Raw genomic sequence first — 26978 nt, forward strand, 5'->3', positions numbered from 1 at the left:
CTGCTGAAAGCGCGTAGTACCGATAAATCCAAAGGAGGAATGAAGACATGATCAAACGTTTTATTACTAAACTGTTAGGATCGGCCCAGCATTCCAAGCATGGACGCCATCGGTACAGCTCCAGCAGCGGTAAAAAGCATTACGGCCACAGCCGGCTCAGCTCATCCGATCGCGCGTATGGACATAAAAACAACGGACACAGCTATTACAAAAGCCGTAAAAGAAGCTCCAGCTGACTGTAATGTGCATCTACACTGCATCTGCATCAGGATGAAGCCCCTGCAAGCTTCATTCTGATGCCCGAGCCAACCGTATATCGGTTGGCTTTTATTGTTCCGAATGCGCCGTCCGACATTGCTCCAGATCGCGCATGAAGGCATCTATATCCTCATAAGGAGCTTCAATTTGCAGAAGTCTGCGAAGAAGCTGCCGAGTTGCAGAAGTCATATCCAGCTCATGCTCCCATCCCGTGTCGGCCATCTTCGTCGGATGATAGCTTGAGTACAGCATGAACAGCAGCAAATGGCCTATATCCGACAGATCGGATGCGGGTTCGGCATCTTGAGCCAGCCTGGTGCCCGACCGGAAAGGCGGCTCCGGCGACGCAGCTTCGCCGATCCGCCTGGCCAAGCCGAAATCAATCAGATGAATCCGATTTTTGCCGGCAATGACATTAGGGATGCGGATATCGAGATGCACATATCCTTGCCGGTGGACATAAGCGACAATATCCGTCAGCCTGCTGATGAAATCCAAAGCTTCTCTTTCCGAGAACAGGCTGCCCCGCTCGAAGATCAGCTCCTCCACCGTCTGTCCTCCGGCAAACTCGCTTGCCATATAGAGCTGGTTCCTATCGACGAGCAAATCCCAGGCGCGCGGAATGGACGGATGGCGCAGCTTGTCCAGCACCTTCATCTCCCGCCGCAGCAGCTCCCGGCCGACCTCTCCCTTGCTCGGCTTGGCTTGCTTCATCGCCGCTTCTTGTCCCCGCTGCAGATCCAGGCAGCGGTAGGTCAAGCCGTAGCTCCCGATGCCGAGCAGCTCGACAATGCGGTATCGGTCTGCAATGACATCGCCTTCCTGTAGGGGATAATCTATCCAGGCTTGATAAAAACCTTTCACATATTCGATTAGGTTCATTTCTATCTCCTCATCCAATTGCCAACTAGCTCAATGAATTCGGCTGGTGCCGCATTCATTTCTTTGATTGTATTTGTCGGCTTCGATTGCTTTAACAGCAATACGATTAATCTGGAGGATGTATTCATTTCTTTCAGGCGCGTGATGCAGGCGGCAGGAATGGGGGCATACCAATCATTGGAGAGGTCGTCGGCGGTACGAATGAATCTCTGTCCAAGGCGACAATCATATGCCACATCTGAACGAACACCGCTGAACCGTCTGTCGTCCTAACAGGAGGCGAATCAAGCTTTTCCGGACTTTGTAGTTCCTCGATCTGAATCTCATCGACGGCCCCATCCCCGTACCGAGCGGCTTTATTTATTCCGCCCGCATTCATCACACTGAATGCGGGGCAAGGTCTCACTATTTTTTCTCTTCAGCGAGGCTTTTAAGTTCCTCTTCTCCCTTGAGGATCGAGAAATAGCCGAATATGTCTCCGATCACGTTTAATGTGAGTCCAATTTTAGCTAAATCCAAGGAGGAAAATTCGTCGATCCAAGAGGTATTCGGATTGGATTTGGCCACACCATCACCCCATGAGTCCATTTTTTTCAACATATGTCGATGCTGCCCCGCGTTCCTATGTACCCGCCTATTCAAAGGATTTAATGGGCAGCACGGCCTGCTGAATGATCCTTATTCAAGAAATGGCAGCCTGTTTAGTGTCAATAGACTCCATATCCAGGTAAAGAAAGCATTTAAGAGACAATCAACATAAAACAAACCCATCTCAAAAGGCTAAGCTTTTTGGGGTATCGTCTAAGGTTTTCTAAGTGATAAATGTAGAATAACTTTGATAAGATTGTTATTGTAACCGCTTACAATAAAACATGAAAGGGAGTGAGAGCGGAGGCCCGTGCGGTCTGCATGGCATCCAGGTCATACTAACTTGCTCGTTATCTAATGGAGGAGGAATGAATGATGAAACCAAGATCGGTGAAATTCCTATTCGCGATGTTCATCTGCTTCGTGCTTGCCTTGCCTGCAGGGATCGCAGAAGCGGCCACAACGATCACTTCGAACCAGACGGGCACCCAGGACGGGTATGACTATGAACTGTGGAAGGATTCCGGCAATACGAGCATGACGCTCAATAGCGGAGGCACGTTCAGCGCCCAGTGGAGCAACATCAACAACGCCCTGTTCCGCAAAGGAAAGAAATTCGACTCGACCAAAACATACTCCCAGCTGGGCAACATTTCCATCACCTACAACGCTACGTTCAATCCCGGCGGCAATTCTTATCTGTGCGTATATGGATGGACGAAGGATCCGCTCGTGGAATATTACATCGTCGACAACTGGGGGACTTATCGTCCGACCGGCACCTTCAAGGGCACCTTCTCCGTTGACGGGGGAACCTATGACATCTACGAGACGACCCGGGTCAACCAGCCGTCCATAATCGGTACGGCAACGTTCAAGCAGTATTGGAGCGTCCGCCAGACGAAACGCACAGGCGGCACGATTTCCGTCAGCGAGCATTTCAAAAAATGGGAAAGCTTAGGCATGCCGATGGGCAAGATGTACGAAGTCGCGCTTACCATCGAAGGCTACCAAAGCAGCGGAAGCGCGGATATTACGAGCCACACGCTGACGATCGGCGGAGGCGGTGGAGGCGGAACTCCTGGCACAGCGGCCAAAACAGAAGCCGAGTCGATGACGAAAGGCGGACAATACACCTCGGCAATCAGTTCCCCGTTCAACGGAGTCGCCTTGTACGCCAATAATGATCTGGTGAAGTACACGCAGAATTTCACGACCGGCACCCACAGCTTCTCTCTCCGCGGCGCTTCGAGCAACTCCAATATGGCCAAGGTCGACTTGAAGATCGGCGGCGTGACGAAGGGAACCTTCTACTTCGGAGGCAGCAGTCCTGCGGTCTATACAATCAGCAATGTCAGCCATGGAACCGGGAATCAAGAAATCCAGCTCGTCTGCACCTCCGATGATGGGACATGGGATGCATACCTGGATTACTTGGAAATCAATTGAGATCCGAACAACCGGACGGCTCATTTAAACTCGGGAGGTGGAGAGTTCATGATCAAAGCCAAAGCAGGAAAGTGGGCCGCGATCGGGACGCTTGTCGTATTTTTGTTCACGGGTTCGTTGGCGATATCAGGCACTGAAGCTTTTGCCGCCAGCTGCACGAACGGCTATGTCGGCTTGACGTTCGATGATGGCCCGAATCCAAGCAACACCGCGACGCTTCTGAACACGCTGAAGCAAAATGGCCTGCGGGCGACGATGTTCAACCTTGGCCAGAATGCTCAAAACAACCCGTCCCTCGTCCGCGACCAGCAGGCGGCAGGCATGTGGATCGGCAACCATTCCTGGTCCCATCCGCATATGACGCAGCTGAGCAGCGCGCAGATGTCGACGGAAATTGCGAGTACGCAGCAGACAATCCAGTCGATTACGGGAACGGCTCCGAAGCTGTTCCGCCCGCCGTACGGAGAAACCAATGCGACGTTGAAATCCATTGAAGCCCAGAATGGACTAACCGAAGTCATCTGGAACGTCGATTCCCAGGATTGGAACGGCGCGACGACGGCCCAAATCGTGGCGGCTGCGGGCAGGCTGCAGAACGGCGATGTGATCCTGATGCATGACCAGTACCAGACGACCATTCAAGCCATTCCGCAAATCGCACAGAATCTGCAGAGCCGCGGCCTATGCTCCGGCATGATCTCGACGAGCACCGGCAGGGCGGTCGCGCCGGATGGCGGCAGCGGAGGCGGAGGCGGAACACCCGGCACAGCGACCAAGATGGAAGCAGAGAATATGACCAAAGGGGGGCAGTACACCTCGACGATCAGCTCGCCTTTCACCGGCGTCGCCTTATATGCCAACAATGATTTGGTGAAATACACGCAGAATTTCACGACCGGTACCCACACTTTCTCTCTCCGCGGAGCTTCGAGCAATTCTGCGATGGCTCGAGTCGACTTGAAGATCGGCGGCGTGACGAAGGGGAGCTTCTACTTCGGAGGCAGCAGCCCCGCCGTCTATACGCTGAACAACGTCAGCCATGGAACCGGAAACCAAGAAATTCAGCTCGTGTGCACAACCGACAACGGAACATGGGATGTTTACTTGGACTACTTGGAGATCAATTAATGAGGCATGGAATATCATGTAAGGAATGAATAAATTCAGATCATGGGCTGAAGTCTTGCGCCTCTTGCGGCGGGTTGCCGCAAAGAAATGATTGTCATCCTGGAAAACCGTCCCGGCGAGCTCTTTCGCCGGGATTTTTTCATGATCATGGCGCATAAGAGCGCCGGTGAGCCTGACGGGCAGAAGGGGATGCGTTCAACCCATTCGACATGCTCCAAAGCTCATGAAGGAACAGTCGAAGGAAATCGTTGTCGCCGTGGAGAAATGATTGTTATACTAGTCGGCCATGTCACGCCAATTGGGCGAGAAGAGGCCATAAGGAGGCATGTCCATGTTTGAGTATGAGTATTTGCATCATGTCAGCCTTTCTGTCCGGAATTTGGAGCAGGCGCACAAGTTTTATTCCGGACTCCTGGGTTTCACGCAGCTCGAGCGGCCTCCGTTCGATTCCAAGGGCGTTTGGTACGCGGTCGGCACACAGCAGCTTCATCTGCTGGAGAACCCTCTAGGAGAGACGCTGCGGCAGGGGCCGATCGATACGATCGACGGGCATTTTGCCGTTTGGGTGAAAAGCTTCGCGAATACGATCGCGGAATTGGAGGCAAAGGGAATTCCTTATGAAGCGAGGCCAGGCAGCCTGGCGGGATTCTCGCAAATATTCGTACTCGATCCGGACCACAACATCATTGAGTTCGACGCCGCTTACGGTTCTTGATTCGACTCACGGTATAATCGAAAATTCATCCCGTGATATAATGAACTATATATTATCATAAATAGGGATGGTGCAGATGTCGGAGCAGCAAGTATACGTCCGGTTTCCCGAAGAAGCCGACGCCCGCGATTTGTCTGAGCTTTACAAGCGCAATCGGGAGTTCTTTGAAAGATTCTCTCCAAGCAACAAGGATGAGTACTATACGGAAGAGCATCAGCTCCAAGCGATCAAAAAGAGCAAGATTGATATGACGGAGGATCGTAAATACGAATTTGTCATCTGCAGCAAAGAGGATGACCGAATTATCGGCAGTGCGGGGCTTACTTTTGTGGCGCGGGGACCGCTGCAGAGCTGCATGATCGGATATAGCCTGGATCAGGCTTATAATGGCAAAGGCTATATGACGGAGGCCGTCATGCAGGTGGTTCGTTATGCCTTTGAAGAGCTGAAGTTCCACCGCATCGTCGGGGAAGTCTCCCCCCGGAATCCCGGATCGATTCGTGTGCTTGAAAAAGCCGGCTTCCACAAAGAAGGCATTTCCCGCAGCAATCTGAAGATCAACGGGGTATGGGAGGACCATCAGGTACTGGCTATTATCAATCCGTCCGGGGATGCTTAGGACTAATCATTTTTAATGCCTATCGGATGGCTCTTTTATTGGGAACGTTGACAAAAATTTCCGAAAAATTCGAACTCCAGAACGGATTGCAATGGTATAACACAAAACCGCGCCAAGCGCGGTTATTTTTTTAATGATAAAAAATTCCGTCCAGTATATATTCACATGAAATATCGATAATGCAATTCCAGACATTTTTTTGCGAGCCGCGATCTGGGATGCCCGCGAGGTCTTGTGCGATTTGCTGAATCGCTTAGGATCGTAGTCTGATATTGGTCATGTCATGCGCATCACAGGCATTTTGAAGAGTTATAGGAAGTCAAAGACACGATTAAAACTGATGTGCATGAAACCAATTGGAGTATTGGGAACACAGTGCATGCAATCAATTGAAGCACTAAACAAGATGAAGTCTAGCCTCATTTTAATAAGGTTATTCACAAAACTCGTATTTTGTACATATGTCTAAAAATCAGCTCAACTCCTTGTGTATCAGCCATTTAGATATATTGTTACACAAAATATGAATTGTTTTGGGATTCATCAATAAATAAGTTACCAATCCTCACTCTATCCCACTCATACTTCAATCCAGGCAATGTTGAAGAAGCCGATGTTCTGGATTTGTGAGTCAGATTAGTATGTTAAGCGTAGCCCCTTCTACTGGCAACATGGCGGAAGGGGCTTTTCCATTGTCCGGAAAAGCCCCAGGCTACATTCATTTAAGAACTTCATTTTGATTGGGTGATGCCTCGGTCACAAACTGCTGAAGAGATCTGCTACACATGCCGCTCATTCCCAGGAGTGCTGGAGCTGACGCATCAAGAGGCGGAGTACCTCCGTGAGCAGTTGATTGATGATTACATCCAGTTCTTCTTCGGTGATCGCAAGCTGAGTCTGTACCTGTATTCAGCATCTTCCAAAATCACGGGTACCTGGTCGAGAATGGCCGTATGGAAATGCGCTATCCGAGCCGCGCTCCTGAAGCTGAACATCCCGCCGGCGTCACCAACGTCGTTTTAACCAGCCGAGCGCTGTTTTTTTTTCGTTGCCGTCAGAAAAGATGGCCATCGCGTAAGCGATGCTTTTTAAAAAAACAGCCACAGTTAAAGTACACTGTGGCTGAATAACTATTTTCTTTTTGAACTTAAGACGACACTAGTAAGTAAGGAAATTTGAATCGATATAATTATGACTACAACATATACACTTTGAATATCGGTAGATATATTTGCAATTGATGATATTATAAAGTATAAAATGAAACTGAGTAATAAGGAGGATAAGAAATATAGAATGTTTTTACCCATTTCACCCCTCCTATACATCGGTGATTTGATTTACCAACTGAAATGTATCAAATAATCTTTTTCCTCGGTTTGAGCCATTGGAACAACGGACAGTCCGAGATTCAGCTTATAGTTGCGCCAACCTGCCCTTTAGCTTAACGACAGAAGGAGCAGCAGCAGCGGCGGCAAACTATTCCTGGATCACTGAACTAAAGTTCTCCGTTAGTTCAATAGGATATGGCTACGTTAAATATCGAATAACCCTCTGCCAATCAAGTTTACAGTAACCGGCTTCTTTCCGATTTCTCGTGACCATATAGACAATTGACCGATGCGGTGGATTTCGTGGGCGATCACGTGCCGCATTACTTCGCCGTATTCCACGCGTTTCCCGTTAGTTAACGAAACATAGAGCAGTTGCAGCTTGAAAAATGGCGTAAAGTTATTAATATTGAAAACTAATTGCCGGGTAGTTGAATGCCGCGCCAGCTGCTTACATCGCATTGGCCATATTCATTATCACCCACAGCAATCATCGTGCCGTCCAATTTTAGACCGACTGTATGGGCACAACCAGCCGCAATCGCCACAATATCGCGCCAATCACTTACATTACATTGGCCATACTCATTCCAACCCACAGCCGCCACAGTACCGTCCGATTTGAGGCCGATGGTGTGATTACTGCCCACCGCTATCGCCACAATACCGCGCCAGACGCTCACATCGCATTGGCCATGTTTATTCAAACCCACAGCCGTCACCGAACCGTCCGATTTAAGACCGATGGTATGAAGATAACCCGCCGCGACCGACACAATATCGCACCAGCCGCTTACATTGCATTGGCGATACCGATTATTACCCACAGCCGTCACCGTGCCGTCCATTTTAAGACCGATGGTATGCCAGTCACCCGCCGCGACTGCCACAATATCATGCCAGCCGCTTACATTGCATTCACCTTCATTATTTCGACCCACTGCTACTACCGTCCCAGCCGATTTAAGCCCAATGGTACGACGCCAACCCGCCGCAACCGCTACAATATCACACCAGTCGTTTACATCGCATTGGCCATGCTTATTCCAACCCACAGCCGCCACAGTACTGTCAGATTTAAGACCGATTGTATGAGCATTACCCGTGTTCGTCGCCATATGAACATTACCAGCCGCGACCGCCACAATATCGCGCCAGTCGCTCACATCACATTGGCCATATTTATTATCACCCACAGCCGTCACCGTTCCGTCAGATTTAAGCCCAACGGTATGACGACGACCCGCCGCTATGGTATCTTTAGGCCAGCGTTTCACCTTTAACGCCGCCTGTCCGAGCCAGTCACCTTCAATGTTCACTTGTTTATCACCTTCTATTTTTTGATTACATATTCCATTAATCTGCTCTTAACGAGGCTTCCATATATTTCTTGGCAACCTCGTCAGTTTCCTTTATTTAACTAACGTGTCCTGTTACTTCAATCATCGGCTGCAGGTACCGACAGAGCCGGCAACGCTTCAAGTCATTGGTAATTCTGATCGCATTTGGACCATCAAGAATCAACAAAGTCCCATCCAATGCAGCCGATCTCACTTCAGCCATATTAGTTCTGAATCTCAAGGTTCATTTTCGACTTCCCTTCTTGCTTGGGCCTCTAAAAGGAGTTCTTACAGTTTGTCCATTCAGTCTTTATCCCTGCACAATAAGAATAAGCAATCTTACGTCAGGTAGAACATCCATTGCATTTATAGGCGCAGCTCGATCAGATTTTAGTGAATGCATAGACTTGGAGGCTCTTTCAATGATCATCAGTGCTGTGCCTTGGCGAGAAGTTTTTACAGACGAGGCCGCTCACACCATCACGGGCGATGTAAACATATACGAGTCATTCCCGATTCCTCAGTTGGAGTCGGAGCGTAGGATTTGGGTTTATTTGCCGAGGAGTTATAATGAAAGCAATCGAAGCTACCCGGTCTACTACATGCAAGATGGCCAAAACATGTTTGATCAAGCGACGTCCTGGGGAAGCGAATGGGGTGTCGACGAGGCACTGGAACAGATGGCACTGGAGGATCCAGCGCTGGAGGTGATCGTGGTCGCTATCGATCATGGGGGTGATCAACGCAACCATGAATATAATTTTACAACCAATGCGGAGTATAAGTTCGGAGGCAAAGGCGAGGCGTATGCGGATTTCCTGGCGAAAACACTTAAACCCTATATCGACAGCCACTACCGGACTCTCCCTGAAGCGGAGCATACCATTATTGCCGGAAGTTCGTTTGGCGCTTACATCTCGTTGTATGCGGCTATTCGCTATCCGGATCAGTTTGGCCGTGTAGGCGGGGTTTCCTTTGTCATGTGGCACGACAGTGGCGGAATCATCCAACTGATTGAAGAGTCGGATCTCTCCCCTGCGCTTCGCGTCTATCTAAGCATTGGAGAGCTGGAAACCGACAATCCCGATTTCAATCGGGCTGCTCGCGAGCATGTCGCGTTGACCTGCCAGACCTTGATCTCATCGGGGGTTCCGGAAGAGCAAATCCGATTCGACTTTATTCCTGGCGGAACCCATCACGAGTCCACATGGAGCGTGCTGTTTCCTGACATGCATCGATGGCTGCTGCAGCCATAGGACGGTTATAAGGAAGGAAAAGCCCCCCCCCTCTTGTAAATGAACGATAGCTTTTCATTTACAAGAGGACATTTTGATGTCAACCCTTTTTTTGGATAATCGCGACTTACGCTGACATTAAGCGGCATTCCGTTTGTAAGCCCGCACCGCAAACAGATAAGCGACGATCATGATTCCTAAGCACCACGCTAAAGCGACCCAGATATCGTTGCCCGCCGGTTGATTGGACAATAGTGCACGTATGGCTTCAACGATAGACGTCACTGGCTGATTTTCGGCAAAGGCGCGTACAGCCGCCGGCATCGTATCGGTAGGGACAAAGGCCGAGCTGATAAAGGGCAGAAAAATCAACGGATAGGAAAAGGCGCTTGCACCTTCCATCGTCTTGGCGGACAGTCCGGCAATGGCCGCGATCCAGGTCAGAGCCAGCGTAAACAGTACGAGGATGCCGGCAACCGCAAGCCACGACAGTATCCCTGCCGACGAGCGGAAGCCCATCATGAGCGCGACGAGAATGATGATGATAATAGTCATGACGTTGGATACCACCGAGGTCAGCACATGCCCCCACAGCAAGGCGGAACGTTCGATCGGCATCGAGCGGAACCGCTCGATGATGCCCCGCTGCTTATCCATGAACAGGCGGTAAGCCACATAGGCCACTCCGGTGGCGATAGCCATAAGCAATATGCCGGGCAACAGATAATTTACATAGTTGTCCGTACCGGTCTCGATCGCGCCGCCGAACACATAGACGAAGAGCAGCATCATGGCGATCGGAGTGATGCAGACGGTGAAGATCGTGTCCATGCTGCGGAAAATATGACGCATGGAGCGTCCGATCATCACGCTCACGTCGCTGAAAAAATAAGTTTTTTCCGTTTCCATCAGATGGCCTCCTTCTTGCCGATGATGGCGAGGAATATTTCCTCCAAGGTCGGCTGTTTTTCAACGTACTCCACCTGCGTCTTCGGGAACAGCTGTTTCAGTTCCGCGAGCGTGCCGCTGGCGATGATCCTGCCCTCGTGCAGAATGGCCATTCGGTCCGCAAGCTGCTCGGCTTCCTCTAAATACTGAGTGGTCAGGAATACCGTCGTTCCGCCGTCGGCAAGCTCTTTTACAATCTTCCAAACCTCGATGCGCGCCTCGGGGTCAAGGCCGGTTGTCGGCTCGTCGAGGAAAATGATCCGCGGTTTGCCCACAAGGCTCAAGGCGATGTCCAGCCTGCGGCGCATGCCGCCCGAATAAGTGGACGGCTTGCGGTCCGCCGCGTCCATTAAGCCGAAACGGTTCAGCAAATCGTCCGCAATTTGACTTGGATGATCCAGATGGCGCAGCTTGGCAATCAGGATCACATTTTCCCGTCCGGTCAATATCTCGTCAACGGCGGCAAATTGCCCGGTAAGACTGATCGCATGCCGCACATGCTGAGGTTTTGACGCGACGTCGAATCCGTTTACGGTGGCGATGCCTCCGTCCTGCCGTTGAAGCGTAGTAAGGATATTGACAATGGTCGTTTTGCCCGCGCCGTTGGAGCCAAGCAAGGCGAATATCTCCCCGCGCTTCACTTCCAGATCGACGCCCTTCAGGACTTCCCTGTCCTTGAAGGACATGCGCAGACCCTTCACTTCAATTGCTTTTCCCATCCCGATCCCCCCGTTTATTTTTGTTTTCGGCCATTTTTTTCATCGCCTTGTTGACCTCTAGAGCAACAGATTCTTGATAGATGTCCGCGTACGTTTTAGAACCCTTGATCAATTCGTCGCAGAATGCCGCTACATCCCTGCCTGTCACCTCAAGCACGCCTTTCCCCAAGGCGGCCCCCTCTTCAAACAGGTCGACAATCCCCGAGAGCAAACCCGTCCCCACGGTCAGCTCGATCGGGCCGACCTTGAAGTAATAGTTCTCAATCTCTTTGTATACAATCTGATAATCCGGCGGGAGCGCTTTGACACGCGCCTTATGCGCACGCCACTCTTTTTTGCCTTTGATGATGTCTTGTATGCTCATAATCATCCCCCTAATTTGCCTATTTTTTTTGCGACAGCAGCATTGAGCTGCTCGCGCCACTTGTCTTGATGGGACTTCGCTCCTTCTTCGCCGGCCAGCGCCGAACAGAAGCCTTTGATATCGTCGCCCAAAACCTCCTGGACACTTTGACCGTTTCCCGCCGTTTCTTCGAGCAAGCCGAGCACGCCGTCAAAAATGGGCATGAGGTTGCGGCCGGTGAAATCTGAATTTGGCCAAAGATAAGCATTGATTTGCTCCCATGCCTCTTGATAATCAGCCGGCAGCTTTTTAACACGCGATTCAAAAGCCTTCATTTCTTTCGTCATGTCGCTGCCCGTGATTTTTTCCCAAAAGTTCATTGTTTGTTCTCCTTCAACTCATTGATTTTTGAAGATACGAACTCCCATTTCTCCCAGAACTTCCGCAGCTCCTCGCGCCCGGCGTCGTTGATTGCGAAAAACTTCCGTGGCGGCCCCATGTCCGATGGCTTCTTGGTGATTTCCACCAGCTTGTTCTTCTCAAGCCGGATCAGGATGGTATACACCGTCCCCTCCACAACATCTGCAAATCCGAGGGCATTCAGCCGCCGCGTAATTTCGTACCCGTAGGTTTCCTGGCGGCTTATAATTTCAAGAACACAGCCCTCAAGCGCTCCTTTAAGGGGTCCCGCCAACATTTTAACGAAAATATACGCTAAGCTTTTGATCTTAAGCGGATAGTATAATTGGGAGATGAGACACTTCCTATTACGCATTTAACCCCCTATGTTAATTTTTTTATCCATTTGTTTGAACGATAGCGATAATATAGAAAGCCAGCCCTTAGGTAATTGTCTATCGCAATCGCAATTCTAACCCCAACAATCCCTAGACCAAAATGAATACCGAAGACATAAACGCCAACAGTCCGAATTGCCCAAATCCCAATGGCGGTCGAATACATTGGAAATTTGGTGTCTCCACCAGCTTGAAGAATGGAGGTATAGGCAGAAACTGTCCCAATCGCTGGCTGAACGAGAGTGTCGATCCCAAGAGCAATAATAATAAGGCTAGTTACAGTTGCGTTAGTTGTAAAAATTGGCGCGATCCAAGGAGAGGTCGCAAACATAATGAGGCTTATTATAGACATACTGACAGAAGTGATGATAATAGAGACTTTCGCGTATTTTTTTGCGCTATCGCTGTCGTTGGCTCCCAGGCTCTTACCTATAAGGGTCGTCGTTGCAACACCCAACCCGGTTCCGACAATAGTAGCAAAAATCGTAAGGTTGCCTGTGATCGTATGGGCAGCATAGACCTCCGTTCCCATTCGAAGAATCATCCCGAAATAAATCACTTGCCCTACTCGCATAAATAAGCGTTCAAAGCCCGTAGGCAAGCCGAGGTTTAATAAACCTTTAAATACGCTTATATTCATTTTCCAGTAACTAAACACTTTGGTTATCAGTTGCTTACTGATTAGTGATCGAAATAATAAAATGACTCCAATCAATCTTGCCACTACTGTGGCTGCTCCAGCTCCTGCAATGCCGAACCCATCAAAAAAGACACCAAAGATAAGCACATAATCCAAAACGATATGCATCACATTCATGATAATTCCCACTCGCATGGGGGACTTTGTATCTCCCGTACCCCGAAGTATCGCCCCTAAGGTATACATAAGTGAAATAAGTAATGAGGGGGTAGTGACAATTCGAAAATATAGAACCCCTTGGCTTAATACCTCATTACTAGCGCCCAATAGCTTTAATAAATTTTCGGCAAATAGCCAAGAAACCAATCCAAACAAAAGCCCTACAATTATTGTAAGAATGAGAGAGTGAGTAATCGTGTGTTTCACTTTCTCAGGTTCTTTTGCCCCCGTGTATCGACTGATATAAATTGTTGATGCGGTTGAAATCGCCATGAAAACGGCAAAGTAAATTTGAATTATGTTGTTGGCGATCCCGACAGAGGCGACTTCATTAATCCCTAACTTGGAGATGAACAAAGTATCTACAAATCCGACCAAACTTTGTAGGGAATTTTCGATGATGGCTGGAATTGCCAATGTAATCAATGAAATCAAGTAAGCATTCTTATTCACTCTTTCGCCACCCAACTGCAAGGTTATGATGCCTTATAGCTTTTTATATTCACATTATAATACTCTATCCCCTGTATCACGCAAAAAAACATTGACTAACAAGTATGGATTGTTCTAAAATAAGAAAAATGTGAATAAGGCGATGGAGTTCGCCATTAACCGCCTTCGGGCTAATGACTCCTACCAATGTGTTTTTTGCATTGGTAGGAGTCTATTTTTTTACCCTTAATCACATTCAAAAATGACGATAGGAGAGGAATTGGAGTTGAATAAAAGTCACTCTAAGGCGTATCTTTATGCCGAAAAGTTCATGCACATTGCTTTACTTGGGTCATTGCTAAAATGGATTCTCTACGGTGGGATTGTAGGGATACTCTCAGGGTCTGCTTCAGCATTATTCCTAGCGAGTCTGGATTTTGCCACAGAACAACGCTTGAATTATCCGTGGCTGCTGTTCTTACTTCCCTTTGGGGGGGCGTTAATGAGTTTTTTGTACTCGAAATACGGCAAGAATGCCGGAAAAGGAAACAATCTTATTTTGGAACAAATTCAACAAGGGCAGGAAACGATTCCTTTCAGAATGGCACCGCTAGTCCTGCTTGGAACTTTCCTGACCCATCTTTTCGGGGGTTCAGCTGGGAGAGAAGGAACAGCAGTCCAAATGGGTGGGAGTTTCTCGGAACTGATTGGTAAGGTTTTCAGGGTAGATGAAACTGATCGTAAAATACTTTTAATGTGTGGAATCAGCAGTGGATTTGGTTCCGTATTTGGAACCCCGTTAGCAGGAACGATTTTTGGCATCGAGGTTATTGCAATAGGACTTGTTCGTTATCAAGCAATAATCCCTTGCTTTATCGCCAGCTTCGTTGGGAACTTGGTGACAACCGCATGGGGCATACATCACATCCATTACCATATGGGCGAGATACCAAGCCTTACGGCAATGGTTGTAATTAAAGTAGTTATCGCTTCAGTTCTGTTTGGATTAGCAAGCATTTTGTTTAGCGAACTAACTCATTGGTTGAAAAAAATGTTCGCAAAACTATTTAAAAATCCTGTAATTAAGACTTTCGTAGGCGGGGTTATTATTATCGTTCTCGTCTATATATTTGGCACGAGAGACTATCTTGGATTGGGTATCCCATTGCTCCAGGAATCCTTTGAACACCCAGTTGCTCATTTAGCTTTCCTTTGGAAAACTTTATTTACAGCCCTGACTCTTGGAGCTGGTTATCAAGGTGGCGAAGTGACCCCCCTATTTGTAATTGGTGGTACGCTTGGCAATTCTCTTGCAAGCATTTTGCATATTTCAGCACCCTTTTTAGCTGGCTTGGGACTTATTGCTGTATTCAGCGGCGCAACAAATACACCTATTGCTTGCTTTATCATGGGAATAGAGCTCTTTGGGGCTGAAAGTGCGCTATATATGTTTATGGCATGTATCATCAGCTACATGTTTTCAGGACATACCGGAATCTATACTTCCCAGCAAATCGGTGTATCGAAGTCTAAACTTCATTTAATTCCCGAGAACTCAACATTAGCATCCATTAAGATAAAAAAGGCTAATGAAACGAGGAGGAATGGATAATGGTCGCCGTCTTGTCTATGATGATAATCGTCCTGATTGTGTCGGGAATGGTTTTTTTGCACAAAAGATTCCTGCGAGTCATTGTTTGCGATAACAATGAAGGAGCACACGAGTTATCTGGGCAATTCAAGGCTGGAGTGTCGAGTGCCCTATTACCGAATCCCAAAGGGGTTCACACTTATAGGATAATGATAAGTAACGGTAAAGCGAGACTTAACCTTTGTTCATATAATCCGGATGGAGCAACATGGTCATTGCCGCCCAATAACAATAGGCAAGCCCATTTTGATTTGGATATAGGGGGAACTTATACTTACGAGATTACAATTGGTGACAGCTTCGGAGAGAACGATAGGCTAGAATTGGTTAATACAAATCCCAGGCAAACTATTAGGTTCAGTTACGTACTAGATTGAACCCTTAAACACAATTAAAATTATCGATTTGGATGGTGAAAATGTATATGTACGATATTATTGTTGCAATTATTTTGGGTATTGTTGAAGGTCTTTCTGAATTCTTGCCGATATCATCAACGGGTCACTTAATTATTGTGAACCAGTTTTTTAATTTTACAGGCGGTTTTGCTAATATGTTTGATGTAATTATTCAATTAGGTGCGATCCTCGCTGTCATCGTTTATTTTCGAAACAAGCTCTTCCCTTTCGGAAGTAAGAAGACAGCAATAGAAAAGAAGCAAATATGGATGCTGTGGTTTAAAACGGTTGTTGGAGTTTTTCCGGCTTTACTTATTGGTGCAATCTTTGGTAAAAAGGTTGAAGAATCGTTATTTAATCCTACAACAGTTGCAATAGCCTTGGTCATTGGGGGATTTGTTTTAATTTACATTGAAAACAAAAAGAGAAAAAGCAGCATTAATTCATTAGAAGACCTTACCTTCAAAACTGCCTTCCTAATTGGTGTCATACAATGCCTCTCAATGATACCAGGTACTTCGAGATCAGCTTCTACCATTATTGGAGGCATGCTATTTGGAGCTTCGCGCACAATCTCAACAGAGTTTTCCTTCTTTCTTGCGATACCAACAATGATTGCCGCTTCTGGCTATTCCCTTTTAAAAGGCGGTGTTGCAATGACCGCACAGCAATATGTAATTCTTGGTGTTGGCTTTATAACTGCCTTCTTTGTTGCTTGGATAGTCATTGCAAAGTTCGTAAAATATGTACCGAACAACAGTTTTAAACCATTTGGTTACTATAGAATCGTACTTGGAATTTTGGTTTTGGGCTACTTCCTAATAAAATAAGCAAATAACTAAGCGATATTCGAACTCGACGCATTTATTCTTCTTTTCGAAAAGACAACATGGAAGAACAATAAGTTACTACGCTTGGCTTGCGATTATTTTGCAACTATTTTAAGATTTTTAATGACCGCTAATCAAGATTAGCGGTCATTAAGTGTTTTCAAAGCATATGCTTGATGTCCGCTAATGTTTCGTTTAAAGTAAGAATATCATGTCCGCTAATGTAATTCAGTATTTGGAGGCTTTGCTAATGAGAAAGGCGACCGGAATTTCGGAAAAGGGCGAGCAGACGATTCAGGACTTCATTCACGCTCTCACCACCCACGAAGATTTGAATCCCAAAACACTAAAAGAGTATGCAAGCGACCTAAAACATTTCATCGGCTGGTTTGAGACCGCCGACCACCAAGAGGAAGAGATTATATTTCGAATTGAAGATGTGGCTACTCCAACATTAACGCGATATCGGGAAACTGCTCAAAAAGTAATGGAATTGAAACCGACAACCATTAACCGGCGGCTTATAACCTTAAAACGTTTTTTCGAGTGGGCCGTGTCGGAATCCAGGATTCGCCGCGACCCTTCGAAGCCGGTTAAATTGGTTCCTGAAGAAAAGATCAGCCCCAGGCAGATGACAGACAAAGAAGAAGCTGCTTTGGTTGCTGCGGCCGAGCATGGCGGTTCTCTTCGGGATCAGACGATTCTAATCGTGATGTTTCACACGGGCTTACGAACAATGGAAGTGTGTGACTTGGTTCCCGGAGATATTCAAATCGGTAAACGCAGCGGTCAGCTTACGGTTCGATCCGGAAAACGGAATAAACAGCGGGAAGTCCCTTTGAACGCTACGTGTAGAGCTGCTATAGAAAAATATCTGGCAGAACTCCCTCCGGACAGTCCTTATCTATTTCCATCGGAGAAGACCGGTGATCGATTAACCGAACGCGCTTTACGACATTTGATTCAAAAATATATGAAAGCGGCCCGGCTTGAAGGATTGAGCGCCCACGATCTACGTCACCGGTTCGGCTATGTGATGGCAGAAAACACACCGTTGCACCGTTTGGCGCAAATTATGGGACACGATAGTCTGGACACAACGATGATTTACGTAAAGGCAACCCGTGCAGATCTGCAAGCGGAAGTCGAAAAAATAGCTTGGCAATAGGGGGATGAAGTACGATGTACGCGAGAGTAAGGGAACTGCTGACTCTGGAGGAACGGCTGCAATATTTGCAGATACCGCCTGATCTCGGCGAATGGGAATTGGGCACTCATTTCACATTTACGCAGCATGATCTTGAAATCATCCAGCAGCGGCGAAGAGATTATAATAGACTTGGCTTTGCCGTGCAGCTGTGCGTACTTCGTTATCTCGGATGGACGCTTTCTGATATAAAGGAAGTGCCGGTTCAAGTTCTTCGTTATATTGCAAAGCAAATCAATGCCGATGTGGATTCTTTTTCAGCTTACGGCGAACGGGAAGCTACGAAATATGAGCATCTAGAGGAAATCCGAAAGGAGTATGGCTACCAGACCTTTACATTGAGTGAGTATCGTTCTTTGTGCAAGCATCTTTTTAGCCATGCAATGGCAAATGGAAATCCCTTACACCTGATTCAGCTTGCGCTCGAAGACTTACGTAAGCGTAAAATCATATTACCCTCAATGGCCACAATTGAAAGAGCAGTTTGGGAAACTCGCAAACGGACAGAAGAAAAAATATTCAAGCTGCTTAGCAGTTCACTGACAGAATTACAAATTGCTAAGCTGGATCGCGTCTTAACCGCCATGCCGGAAAGCAACAAAACCTACTTGGCATGGCTAAGGGAAATTCCAGGAACCAGCTCTCCGGATTCCTTTTTGAAGGTTATTGAAAAGCTCGAATACATACGGGACTTGCAACTGCAAGTCGATACGAAAGGCATTCATCCGAACCGGCTGCGGCAGCTTTCTAAAATCGGTTCACGTTACGAACCTCATTCCTTCCGCCGCTTTAATGATCCGAAAAAGTACGCGATTTTAGTAGCGTACCTATTGGAATTGATTCAGGATTTGACAGACTTGTCTTTCGAGATTCACGACCGGCAGATCATGATCCTGCTTTCAAAAGGGAGAAAAGCCCAAGAGGAACTTCAAAAACAAAATGGTAAATCAATCAACGAAAAGGTTGTTCATTTTGCCGATCTTGGAGCCGCTCTTATTAAAGCCCGAAGCGAAGGCACTGATCCCTTTGTAGCGCTTGATGCCGTCATGCCGTGGGATCAGATCATCGCATCTGTGGAGGAAGCTAAACGGCTGGCACGTCCAGTAGATTACGACTATTTGGATTTACTTGAAAAGAAATTCTATGCGCTCCGGAAATACACGCCAACGCTGTTAAAATCGTTGGAATTTCGGTCAACCAAGTCGGCAGAGCCGCTTATGAAGGCGGTCGATATCATCCGCGATATGAATGAAACCGGAAAGAGAAAGGTTCCGGAAGGCGCACCATTGAACTTCGTTTCGAATCGCTGGCAAAAGCACGTCTACGACGATGATGGAACGATCAACCGCCATTACTACGAAATGGCTGTCCTTACAGAGTTGCGGAATTACGTTCGTTCTGGGGATGTATCCATTGTCGGAAGCCGTCAGCACAAGGATTTCGAGGAATACCTTGTGCCGAAAGCTGATTGGAATGGTATCGATCCTAACGCGACAAAGCTTGCCGTCGACTTGTCTGCAAAGGAGTATCTTGAAGAACGGACTGAATCACTTCTTCAAAGATTAAACTGGGTTTCGGATCACATCGATGAGCTGGACGGCGTTAATTTTGAGAACGGAAAATTGCACATTGAGCGATTGGAGAAAGATGTTCCCGATGAATCCCGGAATTTCAGCCTTTCCCTCTATGATCTGCTGCCACGAATCAAGCTAACGGATCTGCTCATGGAGGTAGCCAACTGGACGAATTTTCATGAGCAGTTTATTCACGCTTCCAGTAATCGCGCTCCGAACGAGGAAGAAACGACAATCCTTATGGCTACCCTTATGGCAATGGGGACAAACGTTGGGCTTACAAAGATGGCTGAAGCTACGCCGAGCATTTCATATCGGCAAATGGCTAATACAACACAATGGCGGCTGTACGAAGACGCGATGAATAAAGCGCAGGCTGTTCTTGTTAATTTTCATCACAAGTTGGTGCTGCCCTCATATTGGGGGAACGGGACGACCTCATCATCTGATGGTATGCGCGTCCAGATTGGAGTTTCGGCACTTCACGCTGATGCGAATCCCCATTACGGAACCGGAAAAGGAGCTACGATTTATCGATTCGTGAGCGACCAATTTTCCACTTTCTACACGAAAGTCATCAATACGAACGCTCGGGATGCCGTACACGTCATCGACGGTTTGCTCCACCATGAAACGGATTTGGCCATCGAGGAGCATTATACGGATACAGCCGGTTACACCGATCAAGTCTTTGGTTTAACGCATTTGCTCGGATTCCGCTTTGCGCCGCGCTTACGTGACTTGGCTGATTCCAAGCTCTACGCTATGGGGAAACCTTCCGACTTTCCTAAATTGGAGAAGCTCCTTCGCGGACAGATTAATACAAAGATCATTCAAGAGAACTACGACGATGTACTCCGGCTGGCTCACTCCATCCAGGAAGGCACCGTTTCGGCATCACTTATTATGGGGAAAATCGGTTCCTATGCAAGACAAAACAGTTTAGCTACCGCGCTGCGGGAAATGGGGCGTATCGAGAAAACAATCTTCATCCTGGATTACCTTTCGAGCGAAGCGCTGCGACGAAAAATCCATCGGGGATTGAACAAAGGGGAAGCCATGAACGCATTAGCCAGAGCGATCTTCTTCGGCAAACATGGCGAGTTGCGAGAACGTGCACTACAAGATCAACTCCAACGGGCGAGTGCATTGAACATTATCATCAATGCAATTAGTGTTTGGAATACCGTCTATCTCCAGCAAGCAACTGAACACCGTAAAAAGCAAGGTAAGCTTCAGGAAGAACTACTAAACCACATATCTCCCCTTGGATGGGAGCACATCAATTTTTTAGGCGAATATAAGTTCAATTTCAGGCAGAATACGTCTCTGAATTCATTACGACCGCTGAAACAACAGGAAGTTGAATGATCAAAAGTCCGGGCGGTGTAACCCGGACTTTTGAGCTTAGAGTAAGAAAAAACGTTAAGCCGGTCACATCCGAAGGCTTAGCGTATATTTTCGTTAAAATGTTGGCGGGACCCCTTTAAGCATTTCCGTCAAATTTTCCAGCATAATCACCCTTTGCTATTCTGTACGACTGGTATCAAGTGTCACTTACTACCACTACAAAGTATCACGCAGTAGCAAGAATGTCAACGGCCTTTGAGCAAAAATCTCAACTGTCTCGGCTATGCCGTCCAGCCTCTCCAATATTTAATATGGCTATCTATCCCTCCCCCTGCCAGCAGCCCACTCCCTAGAGGAGATGTCCTTCATAGGATAGTAAGGGTTCAAGCAATGCCATCATAGGAGCAGATGGAGCTGGGCATAAGTGAGATCCAAAACGAAACTTACCGGACAAGTGATCTTTAAGGACGATCCCGGGTACGAGGTAGCGCGTAAAAATTGAGATCCCCATACAGACCGATTTCCTAAAGTGTTTGTTATTACGAAAAGAACGCAGGATGTGGCTAATGCCATCAAATGGGCCAACGAAAACAAGGTTCCCATCCGTCCGAGAGGCGGAAGGCACTCCTTGGAGGTCAATCTCTCGCAGGTCAACGGCGGTATTGTCATCGATGTAAGCAAAATGAGGAAGATTCGCTCGATAAAAAAAAGAGCAGCGTGATTGTAGGATCAGGCAATACAGTGGGGAGAATCGCTAAAACGCTTGCGCCGCTAGGCTATATCGCTCCATTTGGAGACAGTCCGACGGTGGGGATTGGCGGAATCACACTCGGCGGAGGAATAGGACCTTTGCAGCGGACTGTCGGCCTCGTCAGAGACAATCTGATCGGGCTTGAAATGGTGGACGCAAAGGGCAGGGTCATCCGCGCCAACAAAAAGCGCAATTCCGATCTCCTGTGGGCTTCCAAAGGCGGCGGCGGCGGAAACTTCGGCGTATACACCAGGTACAAATTCAAAGTCCATTCCGCACCGGAGAAGGCTACGGTATATCGCATCACCAGTTCTCCAGCGGCTTCGGCCGGCATCCTTTCCCGGATAAAGCGATCATGTCCATGCGGAAGTTTTTGGAGCAGGTTGAGGGGCAATTCGCAGGATTTTTCTTTCTCAATTGGGGTGGAGCCGCAATTCGCGTAGCTCCTAGATCTACGGCGTTCTACTGGCGGAAAGCGAAGTTTTAGGTCGAGTGGAACAGCTCCTGGGTCAAAAAGTCCGATGCGGCCAAAAATATTGCTCTGGCACGCGGATTGCGCAAGAAGCTGCAGCCTTATATCGTAGGCTCCTACATTAACGTTCCGGATCATGGGATCAAAAATTCCGGGCCGGTATACTATGGGGCAAACTATCCTCGTCTGAGGAGAGTGAAGGCGAAATACGATCCAGGCAACGTTTTCAATAATCCGCAAAGCATTCCGCCGGCAGGCAGAACATAAGCCATAAGGCAAGTCTGGCAACCGACAGAAAGCAATGAGCATCCTTTTCCCTGCGCCCCATCTTAAATTCAAGACAGGGCTTTTTTTACTGAGCCGTTAATATCAGCGGTCCGTCCGAAGTGATGGCGATCGTATGCTCATATTGCGCCGACAGCTTGCCGTCGGCCGTCCTCGCCGTCCACTGGTCGTCATCGATGGCGATGCGGAACGTGCCTTCGTTGACCATCGGCTCAATCGTAAACACCATGCCTTCCTTCAACCGAATGCCTTTGCCGGCTACGCCGATATGCTCGTAATTCGGCTCCTCGTGCAGGCTGCGCCCGATTCCGTGCGCCAGAAGATCGCGTACGAGCGAATACCCGTTCGACTCCGCATGCTGCTGGATCGCCGACGTGATGTCGCCGAGCCGGCCTCCGGGGAGAGCCCGGGCGATTCCCAGCTCCAAGCATTCCTTCGCCACCTTCATCAACCTGCTCGCCTCCGGCCGCACAGTGCCCACCGCATAACACCAGCAAGAATCGCCGAACCATCCGCCGTATTCCACGACGATGTCGAGCTTCAGCAAGTCCCCGTCCTTAAGCGCCCGCTTCGAAGGGATGCCGTGGGCTACGACATCGTTGAGCGAAGTGCAGGTTTCGGCGGGAAAACCGTTGTAGCCTTTCGTGAACTGCTTGCCGCCAAGCTTGGTCATATGCCGGGCAACAAAGTCATTGATTTCGCGTGTGGTGATTCCAGGCTCAATTATTTTAGCCGCCTCGCGGTGGCAGTCCGCAACGATTTGGCCCGCTGTCTTCATTTCTTCGATTTCCCTAGGCGACTTTATCACGATCATCCGGGCTCATTCCCTCCCTATCCAGCCTATAAGTTTAAAAACCCGACGATATCTCTCGCTTCTTCGCCAAGTTTGCCGCGGCGAAGCGAAAGAGAGGCGCAGCCGACCAAGGCGGACAGCAGCATCTCCGCGCGATGCAGGCGGTATGGCGGCTCCGCTGCAGCACCGCCGGAAGCGGCTGCCCCGTCCGTTTCAAGCCCGCTGTCCATAAGCGCGGCGAGCGGTACGAGCACATCGCGTCGGAAGGCGGCCGCGAGCGCGGCCGAGCGCGCATCGGGCAGCGCGGTAAATTCCTCGCCGGCCTGCTTATACAGCAGGTACAAGGCCCGGTCCTCCGCCCAAAGCTGCAGCAGCCGCATTCCGGCAGCGGCGACGGGGCCAAGCTCCTCGGCAGCGGCCGCTTCGCGGCTTCTGCTTTTGGAGCCCGCGGCAGCATGGCTGCCGGTGTCCACCTCAGCTATGCTCAGATGTCTTGCCCCCGGCGCCTCCCCAGAAGCTGAAGCGCGCGCTTCCAGCGGGATCTTCAGCATGGCTTCCGGTCGGTTCTCCAATCGAGCCTCCACTGAGCCGTCGAGCCATCCCGCCGCGCGTTCCATCGCGTCCCAGAGCAGGTCATGGAGCAGATCCCCCTTATTGGTGTAATAATGGTATACCGTGCCGTAGCCGAGTCCCGCTTGCTGAGCCACATCCCGGATTTCCAACAGGGGTCCTTTCGTCAAAAAAACGTCGGCAGCGGCTTTCCTTATTTGCGTCAGACGACGCAGCCGAATTTCTTCGTTCTGTTCCTTCGTGCGTGGAGTCATCTCGTCCGTTCCCCTCTTTTATTTTTGACCTTCTGTAATGTCAATATAAAACAACGGCTTGCATATATCAAGAGATCCGCCGTATTGCTGTTGCCCTAGGAGCGGATTCCGCTATAATCCCACCGGACAAGCCTAAGCCCGGTACTACGAAAAAGGCCTAAGCTGTCGTGCAGCCTAACTCCATCGTATCGAACGGCCTGTCAGCTGCATAAGGCCATCTCAACCGTGAATAGCGGTCAGCCTAGCAGTCGTATGCATGATCGTGAATCACCTGGAAGCCTTCAAATCTCGGTTTGGATTAAAATCAGAAAGAGCTCTCCGCTTAGGTTTTCTAAGCAAGAGAGCGTGATGGCTGTCCTTCATCCTTAAACAGCTCGGTCAGGCCGGGAGCGAACTTGACCTGCGGCTTCTCGCCTCGTGCGCCGATACGAGCAGCAGCGAGGCGCCGAGGGCGGCGCAGAACAGATACATCGCCGAATAAGAGGTCAGATCCGCGACCGGACCCATGGCGATTGCACCTAGAGAGACACCAAGATCGGCCATGGCGATGAACAGCCCCATGAGAATGTTGCGGCTGTCCTTCGGCAGGATGAAGCTCAAATACGTTGTGAGCGTCGGATATACCATCGCCTGCGCGATGCCCATCAGGAACGCGCCTGCGTAAAATAGCGCGCCGCCCCCGTAAGCCGCCAGGCCGACGCAAAGCGCCGCAGCCGCCAGACTGAGCAGGATCAGGCGCATGAACACGGGATGCCACTCTCCATCGGACGGTATCCGCTTGCGCAGCCAGAAGCGGGCGGCGACCACCGTGCCGGCCTGCAGCATGAGGTACACGGCGGCGCTGGCGCCGCTCACCTTCGCCGCATACAGCGGGATGAAGGTCGTCGCCGCGCCGAATATGACCGACGCCCCGAGCATGAGCAGGCTGCAGCGAAGCAGATGGGGATGTCGAACCAGCTCTCCGAACCATCGCAGCATGCCAGCTCCCTCGCCGGGCTTTCCGTCCTTCGTCTCTGGCTTCGCCTCCTGTGCGGCCGATTCTCCAACGCGGGCGGTGAAGCCGACCGCACCCGTGAGCACGCCCAGACCGATCAGCACGATGGCGAGCAGAGCCGGATTGTCCGCCTCCCACAAGCCGATCGCCAGCAGCGGACCGACGATGCCGGGCATCGTGGCGCAGAGCGAGTACATGGAAATTCCTTGGGACCGCTCCCCTTCCGGAAGAGCGTCGATCAGTCCTAGCTGGAGCGCCATGGAAAAGAAGGCCGTGCAGACGCCTTGAAGGACGCGGGCGGCGAAATATCCCTCCAGGCCCGTGAATGCGTACAAGGCGAGCGCGAGCGCATTGAGCGCCAGGATGGCCCGGAGCACGGTGATCGGACCTTGCTTGCGGATGATGTGCCCGGCCCATGGACGAAGCAGCATCGTCGTGAACAGATAGGCGCCCATTACGATGCCGATCACCGCATTGCTGGCGCCAAGCGAGCCTCCCTTGAGCGGAATGATGACATTCAGGATGGCATTGGCGCAAAAATAAAGCGCCGTCAGCAGATAAAGCCGCATGAACGGCCAGGACAACGCCCCGTTCATCCCCTCTCCTCCTTTGTTATGGCCGCATGCTGTCGCGGAACTAGCGCATGGCCGAGCCGGAACTTATCGAGCAGCTCGCGCGCGTATGGAGTTCTCAGCTCGCCGAGCCGTTCCGTCTCGATTGTCTCGATGATGCGTCCTTCATGCAGCACGGCGATCCGATCGCACAGGTAAGCCGCAGCCTCCAGATCATGCGTGATGAACAGATAGCCGGTTCCGTAGGTGCCGCGAGCCTCCCGCAGCAGCTCCAGCACCTGCACCTGCACGGGCGCATCCAGCGAGCTGACCGCTTCATCGAGCACAATCCAGCGGGCTCCGGTCAGCAGCGCCCGCGCCAGGCCGATCCGCTGCGCCTGGCCGCCCGACAGCTCATGGGGATAACGCTCCAGATAAGAGACGTCCAATCCGACCTGCTCCAGCGCGGTCTCCAGCTTGCGGCTGCTTCCCCGCTTGGAATCGCCTGAGCGCCGGCTTCCTCCCAGCGCCTCCTGCAGCGCCTGGCGGACCGTGAAGAACGGGTGGATCGACGAGCGGTAGTCTTGAAACACCGCGCTAACCGCGCCTCGGCGCGACCGGCGTCCCAGCTCCTCTCCGTCGATCCGGACCGAGCCTGCGTCCGGTTGCTCCAATCCGAGAATGAGGCGTCCGAGCGTCGACTTGCCGCTGCCGCTCGCTCCGATGATGCCGACACATTCACCCGGCCGGCACTCAAGCGACACCTCCTTCAGCACCAAATGCCTGCCTGGACCTCGCCAACCGTTACTGGAGTACGACTTGGCGATCTTTTCAACGCTCAGCATGTGTTCGTCCTCCCAGCGCTTGAACGAAGCGGCCGCTCAAGGCATGCTTCGACTCCACGAGATGGCGGGTATAGGCATGCCTCGGCGAAGTCAGCAGCTCTGCGGCCGTCCCCCGCTCCACCGCCATGCCGCCGCGCAGGACAAGCACCTCGTCGGCAATCCGCTCCACGGCGGACAAATCATGCGAGATCAGGATCATGGAGCAACCGGCCTGCCTGCGCAGCGAAATCAGCTGGCCGATGGCTTCCTGGCGGGAGGCCGCATCCAGCGCGGTCGTCGGCTCATCGGCGATAACGAGCTCCGGCTGGAGCACGAGCGTCAGCGCGATCATGAGCCGCTGCAGCATGCCGCCGGACAGCTCATGCGGATATCGATTCAGCACCGCCGTTGGACTTTGCAGCAGCAGCAGCTCCATCGCCTCCGACAACCGCTCTCTGCTCTGCTCGCGGCTCCACCCGAAATGAGCCTTCAGCACCGAATGCAGCTGCTTGCCAAGCCTCAGTCCTGGATCGAAAGCACGCATGCCGTTCTGCAGAATCATGCCGATCTGCGCACCCCGCAGCCCGCGGATCCGGTCGTCGGACAGCTCCGTCAGCTCCGTGCCCTTGAACCGGATGCTGCCGCTCTGCCGCAGCGCCGGACCGTTCAGCCTCATGATCGCCTTGCAGACGATCGACTTGCCGCTGCCGCTTTCCCCGACGATCGCCAGGCAGCTTTTTTCCTTCACACAGAAGGACAGCTCCGGCACAATCGCCGCGCCGGATCCGGCATGCGCGATACTGAGCCGGCTCACCTCCAGCACATCCATGT

At 50.1% G+C, this 26978-nt stretch carries 25 protein-coding genes, 2 pseudogenes and 1 riboswitch; of the genes and pseudogenes, 12 read left to right on the forward strand and 15 right to left on the reverse strand.

The annotated features are described in order from the left end of the window. The first annotated feature begins 47 nt into the window (after nt 1–47). On the forward strand, nt 48–236 hold the full coding sequence (locus tag PHU01S_RS01200; RefSeq protein WP_021877289.1) for a hypothetical protein: 189 nt from the start codon (nt 48–50) through the stop codon (nt 234–236). A 91-nt stretch (nt 237–327) separates the two neighbouring features. On the opposite strand, the gene PHU01S_RS01205 is transcribed toward PHU01S_RS01200, so the two are convergent. Then, nucleotides 328–1140: a serine/threonine protein kinase gene (locus PHU01S_RS01205; protein ID WP_048745960.1), complete on the reverse strand. Its 813-nt coding sequence runs from the start codon at nt 1138–1140 to the stop codon at nt 328–330. A gap of 405 nt (nt 1141–1545) precedes the next feature. Beyond that, nucleotides 1546–1740 carry a hypothetical protein gene (locus PHU01S_RS25545; protein ID WP_021877286.1) on the reverse strand — a complete coding sequence of 65 codons (195 nt, stop codon included), beginning with the start codon at nt 1738–1740 and terminating at the stop codon, nt 1546–1548. 363 nt (nt 1741–2103) lie between these two features. On the opposite strand from PHU01S_RS25545, the gene PHU01S_RS01210 reads away from it, so the two are divergent. From PHU01S_RS01210 to PHU01S_RS26195, 5 genes are all read left to right on the forward strand, one after another. Next, nucleotides 2104–3177, forward strand: a complete 1074-nt coding sequence (locus tag PHU01S_RS01210; RefSeq protein WP_048745963.1) for a glycoside hydrolase family 11 protein — start codon at nt 2104–2106, stop codon at nt 3175–3177. A gap of 48 nt (nt 3178–3225) precedes the next feature. Then, nucleotides 3226–4305 (forward strand): polysaccharide deacetylase family protein, encoded by a 1080-nt coding sequence (locus PHU01S_RS01215; RefSeq protein WP_021877284.1) that lies wholly within the window; start codon nt 3226–3228, stop codon nt 4303–4305. 331 nt (nt 4306–4636) lie between these two features. Further along, nucleotides 4637–5020, forward strand: a complete 384-nt coding sequence (locus PHU01S_RS01220; protein WP_048745964.1) for a VOC family protein — start codon at nt 4637–4639, stop codon at nt 5018–5020. A gap of 76 nt (nt 5021–5096) precedes the next feature. Further along, nucleotides 5097–5639, forward strand: a complete 543-nt coding sequence (locus tag PHU01S_RS01225; RefSeq protein ID WP_127505656.1) for a GNAT family N-acetyltransferase — start codon at nt 5097–5099, stop codon at nt 5637–5639. 804 nt (nt 5640–6443) lie between these two features. Further along, nucleotides 6444–6662 carry a hypothetical protein gene (locus PHU01S_RS26195; protein ID WP_127505658.1) on the forward strand — a complete coding sequence of 73 codons (219 nt, stop codon included), beginning with the start codon at nt 6444–6446 and terminating at the stop codon, nt 6660–6662. Between the two features lie 512 nt (nt 6663–7174). Here PHU01S_RS26195 and PHU01S_RS01235 read toward each other — a convergent pair. Both PHU01S_RS01235 and PHU01S_RS01240 read right to left on the reverse strand, forming a co-directional pair. Beyond that, a pseudogene (locus tag PHU01S_RS01235) lies at nt 7175–7309 on the reverse strand (DinB family protein); the annotation flags it as partial. A gap of 77 nt (nt 7310–7386) precedes the next feature. Further along, on the reverse strand, nt 7387–8283 hold the full coding sequence (locus PHU01S_RS01240) for an RCC1 domain-containing protein (protein WP_048745988.1): 897 nt from the start codon (nt 8281–8283) through the stop codon (nt 7387–7389). 449 nt (nt 8284–8732) lie between these two features. Here PHU01S_RS01240 and PHU01S_RS01245 point away from each other — a divergent pair, with 449 nt between their 5' ends. Beyond that, a complete protein-coding gene (locus PHU01S_RS01245; protein WP_127505661.1) occupies nt 8733–9566 on the forward strand; it encodes an alpha/beta hydrolase in 834 nt (277 codons plus the stop codon). 117 nt (nt 9567–9683) lie between these two features. Here the strand turns inward: PHU01S_RS01245 and PHU01S_RS01250 are convergent, their stop codons facing one another. The 6 genes from PHU01S_RS01250 to PHU01S_RS01275 all read right to left on the reverse strand — a co-directional run bounded on the left by PHU01S_RS01250 (nt 9684) and on the right by PHU01S_RS01275 (nt 13664). Further along, nucleotides 9684–10454 carry an ABC transporter permease gene (locus tag PHU01S_RS01250; RefSeq protein WP_127505663.1) on the reverse strand — a complete coding sequence of 257 codons (771 nt, stop codon included), beginning with the start codon at nt 10452–10454 and terminating at the stop codon, nt 9684–9686. After that, on the reverse strand, nt 10454–11212 hold the full coding sequence (locus tag PHU01S_RS01255; protein ID WP_127505665.1) for an ABC transporter ATP-binding protein: 759 nt from the start codon (nt 11210–11212) through the stop codon (nt 10454–10456). The genes PHU01S_RS01250 and PHU01S_RS01255 overlap by 1 nt, the downstream gene beginning before the upstream one ends. Then, nucleotides 11196–11576 (reverse strand): DUF1048 domain-containing protein, encoded by a 381-nt coding sequence (locus tag PHU01S_RS01260; protein ID WP_127505668.1) that lies wholly within the window; start codon nt 11574–11576, stop codon nt 11196–11198. Before PHU01S_RS01260 ends, PHU01S_RS01255 begins: the two co-directional genes overlap by 17 nt. 2 nt (nt 11577–11578) lie before the next feature. Beyond that, nucleotides 11579–11935, reverse strand: coding sequence for a DUF1048 domain-containing protein (locus tag PHU01S_RS01265; protein ID WP_048745979.1), 357 nt, complete (start codon nt 11933–11935; stop codon nt 11579–11581). Further along, complete coding sequence (locus PHU01S_RS01270) at nt 11932–12252, reverse strand: PadR family transcriptional regulator (protein ID WP_127505806.1); 321 nt, start codon at nt 12250–12252, stop codon at nt 11932–11934. The genes PHU01S_RS01265 and PHU01S_RS01270 overlap by 4 nt, the downstream gene beginning before the upstream one ends. Nucleotides 12253–12338: 86 nt before the next feature. Continuing rightward, on the reverse strand, nt 12339–13664 hold the full coding sequence (locus PHU01S_RS01275) for an MATE family efflux transporter (protein ID WP_127505670.1): 1326 nt from the start codon (nt 13662–13664) through the stop codon (nt 12339–12341). A 129-nt stretch (nt 13665–13793) separates the two neighbouring features. Next, nucleotides 13794–13854, forward strand: a riboswitch (Fluoride riboswitch). Between the two features lie 120 nt (nt 13855–13974). Here PHU01S_RS01275 and PHU01S_RS01280 point away from each other — a divergent pair. The 5 genes and pseudogenes from PHU01S_RS01280 (at nt 13975) to PHU01S_RS01300 (ending at nt 22143) form a co-directional block, all read left to right on the forward strand. Further along, nucleotides 13975–15255: a voltage-gated chloride channel family protein gene (locus PHU01S_RS01280; RefSeq protein WP_218032397.1), complete on the forward strand. Its 1281-nt coding sequence runs from the start codon at nt 13975–13977 to the stop codon at nt 15253–15255. Nucleotides 15256–15718: 463 nt separating this feature from the next. Next, nucleotides 15719–16522, forward strand: a complete 804-nt coding sequence (locus tag PHU01S_RS01285) for an undecaprenyl-diphosphate phosphatase (RefSeq protein WP_127505674.1) — start codon at nt 15719–15721, stop codon at nt 16520–16522. A gap of 250 nt (nt 16523–16772) precedes the next feature. Beyond that, complete coding sequence (locus PHU01S_RS01290) at nt 16773–17690, forward strand: tyrosine-type recombinase/integrase (protein WP_127505676.1); 918 nt, start codon at nt 16773–16775, stop codon at nt 17688–17690. Nucleotides 17691–17704: 14 nt separating this feature from the next. Next, nucleotides 17705–20674 (forward strand): Tn3 family transposase, encoded by a 2970-nt coding sequence (locus PHU01S_RS01295; RefSeq protein WP_127505678.1) that lies wholly within the window; start codon nt 17705–17707, stop codon nt 20672–20674. A gap of 403 nt (nt 20675–21077) precedes the next feature. Continuing rightward, a pseudogene (locus PHU01S_RS01300) lies at nt 21078–22143 on the forward strand (FAD-binding oxidoreductase). A gap of 85 nt (nt 22144–22228) precedes the next feature. Here the strand turns inward: PHU01S_RS01300 and map are convergent. The 5 genes from map to PHU01S_RS01325 form a co-directional block, all read right to left on the reverse strand. Beyond that, nucleotides 22229–22975 carry a type I methionyl aminopeptidase gene (map, locus tag PHU01S_RS01305; protein WP_048745982.1) on the reverse strand — a complete coding sequence of 249 codons (747 nt, stop codon included), beginning with the start codon at nt 22973–22975 and terminating at the stop codon, nt 22229–22231. A gap of 26 nt (nt 22976–23001) precedes the next feature. Further along, nucleotides 23002–23778, reverse strand: a complete 777-nt coding sequence (locus PHU01S_RS01310; protein WP_127505680.1) for a TetR/AcrR family transcriptional regulator — start codon at nt 23776–23778, stop codon at nt 23002–23004. A gap of 378 nt (nt 23779–24156) precedes the next feature. Then, the gene (gene cntE / locus PHU01S_RS01315; RefSeq protein WP_127505682.1) at nt 24157–25368 is read right to left on the reverse strand and encodes a staphylopine family metallophore export MFS transporter CntE; all 1212 of its coding nucleotides are present in this window, start codon (nt 25366–25368) and stop codon (nt 24157–24159) included. Then, nucleotides 25365–26168 carry an ABC transporter ATP-binding protein gene (locus PHU01S_RS01320; RefSeq protein ID WP_127505684.1) on the reverse strand — a complete coding sequence of 268 codons (804 nt, stop codon included), beginning with the start codon at nt 26166–26168 and terminating at the stop codon, nt 25365–25367. The genes cntE and PHU01S_RS01320 overlap by 4 nt, the downstream gene beginning before the upstream one ends. After that, on the reverse strand, nt 26155–26976 hold the full coding sequence (locus PHU01S_RS01325) for an ABC transporter ATP-binding protein (RefSeq protein ID WP_127505686.1): 822 nt from the start codon (nt 26974–26976) through the stop codon (nt 26155–26157). The genes PHU01S_RS01320 and PHU01S_RS01325 overlap by 14 nt, the downstream gene beginning before the upstream one ends. Nucleotides 26977–26978: the final 2 nt, after the last annotated feature.

Origin of the sequence: Paenibacillus humicus NBRC 102415, from assembly GCF_004000905.1 — a bacterium.
Taxonomy (GTDB): domain Bacteria; phylum Bacillota; class Bacilli; order Paenibacillales; family Paenibacillaceae; genus Paenibacillus_O; species Paenibacillus_O humicus.

Coding starts and splice junctions, on each gene's coding strand:
- PHU01S_RS01260 (WP_127505668.1), bottom strand. CDS start 11,576: ATGAGCATACAAGACATCATCAAAGGCAAAAAAGAGTGGCGTGCGCAT.
- PHU01S_RS25545 (WP_021877286.1), bottom strand. CDS start 1,740: ATGTTGAAAAAAATGGACTCATGGGGTGATGGTGTGGCCAAATCCAAT.
- PHU01S_RS01215 (WP_021877284.1), top strand. CDS start 3,226: ATGATCAAAGCCAAAGCAGGAAAGTGGGCCGCGATCGGGACGCTTGTC.
- PHU01S_RS01200 (WP_021877289.1), top strand. CDS start 48: ATGATCAAACGTTTTATTACTAAACTGTTAGGATCGGCCCAGCATTCC.
- PHU01S_RS01250 (WP_127505663.1), bottom strand. CDS start 10,454: ATGGAAACGGAAAAAACTTATTTTTTCAGCGACGTGAGCGTGATGATC.
- PHU01S_RS01210 (WP_048745963.1), top strand. CDS start 2,104: ATGAAACCAAGATCGGTGAAATTCCTATTCGCGATGTTCATCTGCTTC.
- PHU01S_RS01290 (WP_127505676.1), top strand. CDS start 16,773: ATGAGAAAGGCGACCGGAATTTCGGAAAAGGGCGAGCAGACGATTCAG.
- PHU01S_RS01225 (WP_127505656.1), top strand. CDS start 5,097: ATGTCGGAGCAGCAAGTATACGTCCGGTTTCCCGAAGAAGCCGACGCC.
- cntE (WP_127505682.1), bottom strand. CDS start 25,368: ATGAACGGGGCGTTGTCCTGGCCGTTCATGCGGCTTTATCTGCTGACG.
- PHU01S_RS01285 (WP_127505674.1), top strand. CDS start 15,719: ATGTACGATATTATTGTTGCAATTATTTTGGGTATTGTTGAAGGTCTT.
- PHU01S_RS01255 (WP_127505665.1), bottom strand. CDS start 11,212: ATGGGAAAAGCAATTGAAGTGAAGGGTCTGCGCATGTCCTTCAAGGAC.
- PHU01S_RS01220 (WP_048745964.1), top strand. CDS start 4,637: ATGTTTGAGTATGAGTATTTGCATCATGTCAGCCTTTCTGTCCGGAAT.
- PHU01S_RS01280 (WP_218032397.1), top strand. CDS start 13,975: ATGCACATTGCTTTACTTGGGTCATTGCTAAAATGGATTCTCTACGGT.
- PHU01S_RS01245 (WP_127505661.1), top strand. CDS start 8,733: ATGATCATCAGTGCTGTGCCTTGGCGAGAAGTTTTTACAGACGAGGCC.
- PHU01S_RS01265 (WP_048745979.1), bottom strand. CDS start 11,935: ATGAACTTTTGGGAAAAAATCACGGGCAGCGACATGACGAAAGAAATG.
- PHU01S_RS01325 (WP_127505686.1), bottom strand. CDS start 26,976: ATGGATGTGCTGGAGGTGAGCCGGCTCAGTATCGCGCATGCCGGATCC.
- PHU01S_RS01270 (WP_127505806.1), bottom strand. CDS start 12,252: ATGTTGGCGGGACCCCTTAAAGGAGCGCTTGAGGGCTGTGTTCTTGAA.
- PHU01S_RS01320 (WP_127505684.1), bottom strand. CDS start 26,168: ATGCTGAGCGTTGAAAAGATCGCCAAGTCGTACTCCAGTAACGGTTGG.
- PHU01S_RS01205 (WP_048745960.1), bottom strand. CDS start 1,140: ATGAACCTAATCGAATATGTGAAAGGTTTTTATCAAGCCTGGATAGAT.
- PHU01S_RS01310 (WP_127505680.1), bottom strand. CDS start 23,778: ATGACTCCACGCACGAAGGAACAGAACGAAGAAATTCGGCTGCGTCGT.
- map (WP_048745982.1), bottom strand. CDS start 22,975: ATGATCGTGATAAAGTCGCCTAGGGAAATCGAAGAAATGAAGACAGCG.
- PHU01S_RS01295 (WP_127505678.1), top strand. CDS start 17,705: ATGTACGCGAGAGTAAGGGAACTGCTGACTCTGGAGGAACGGCTGCAA.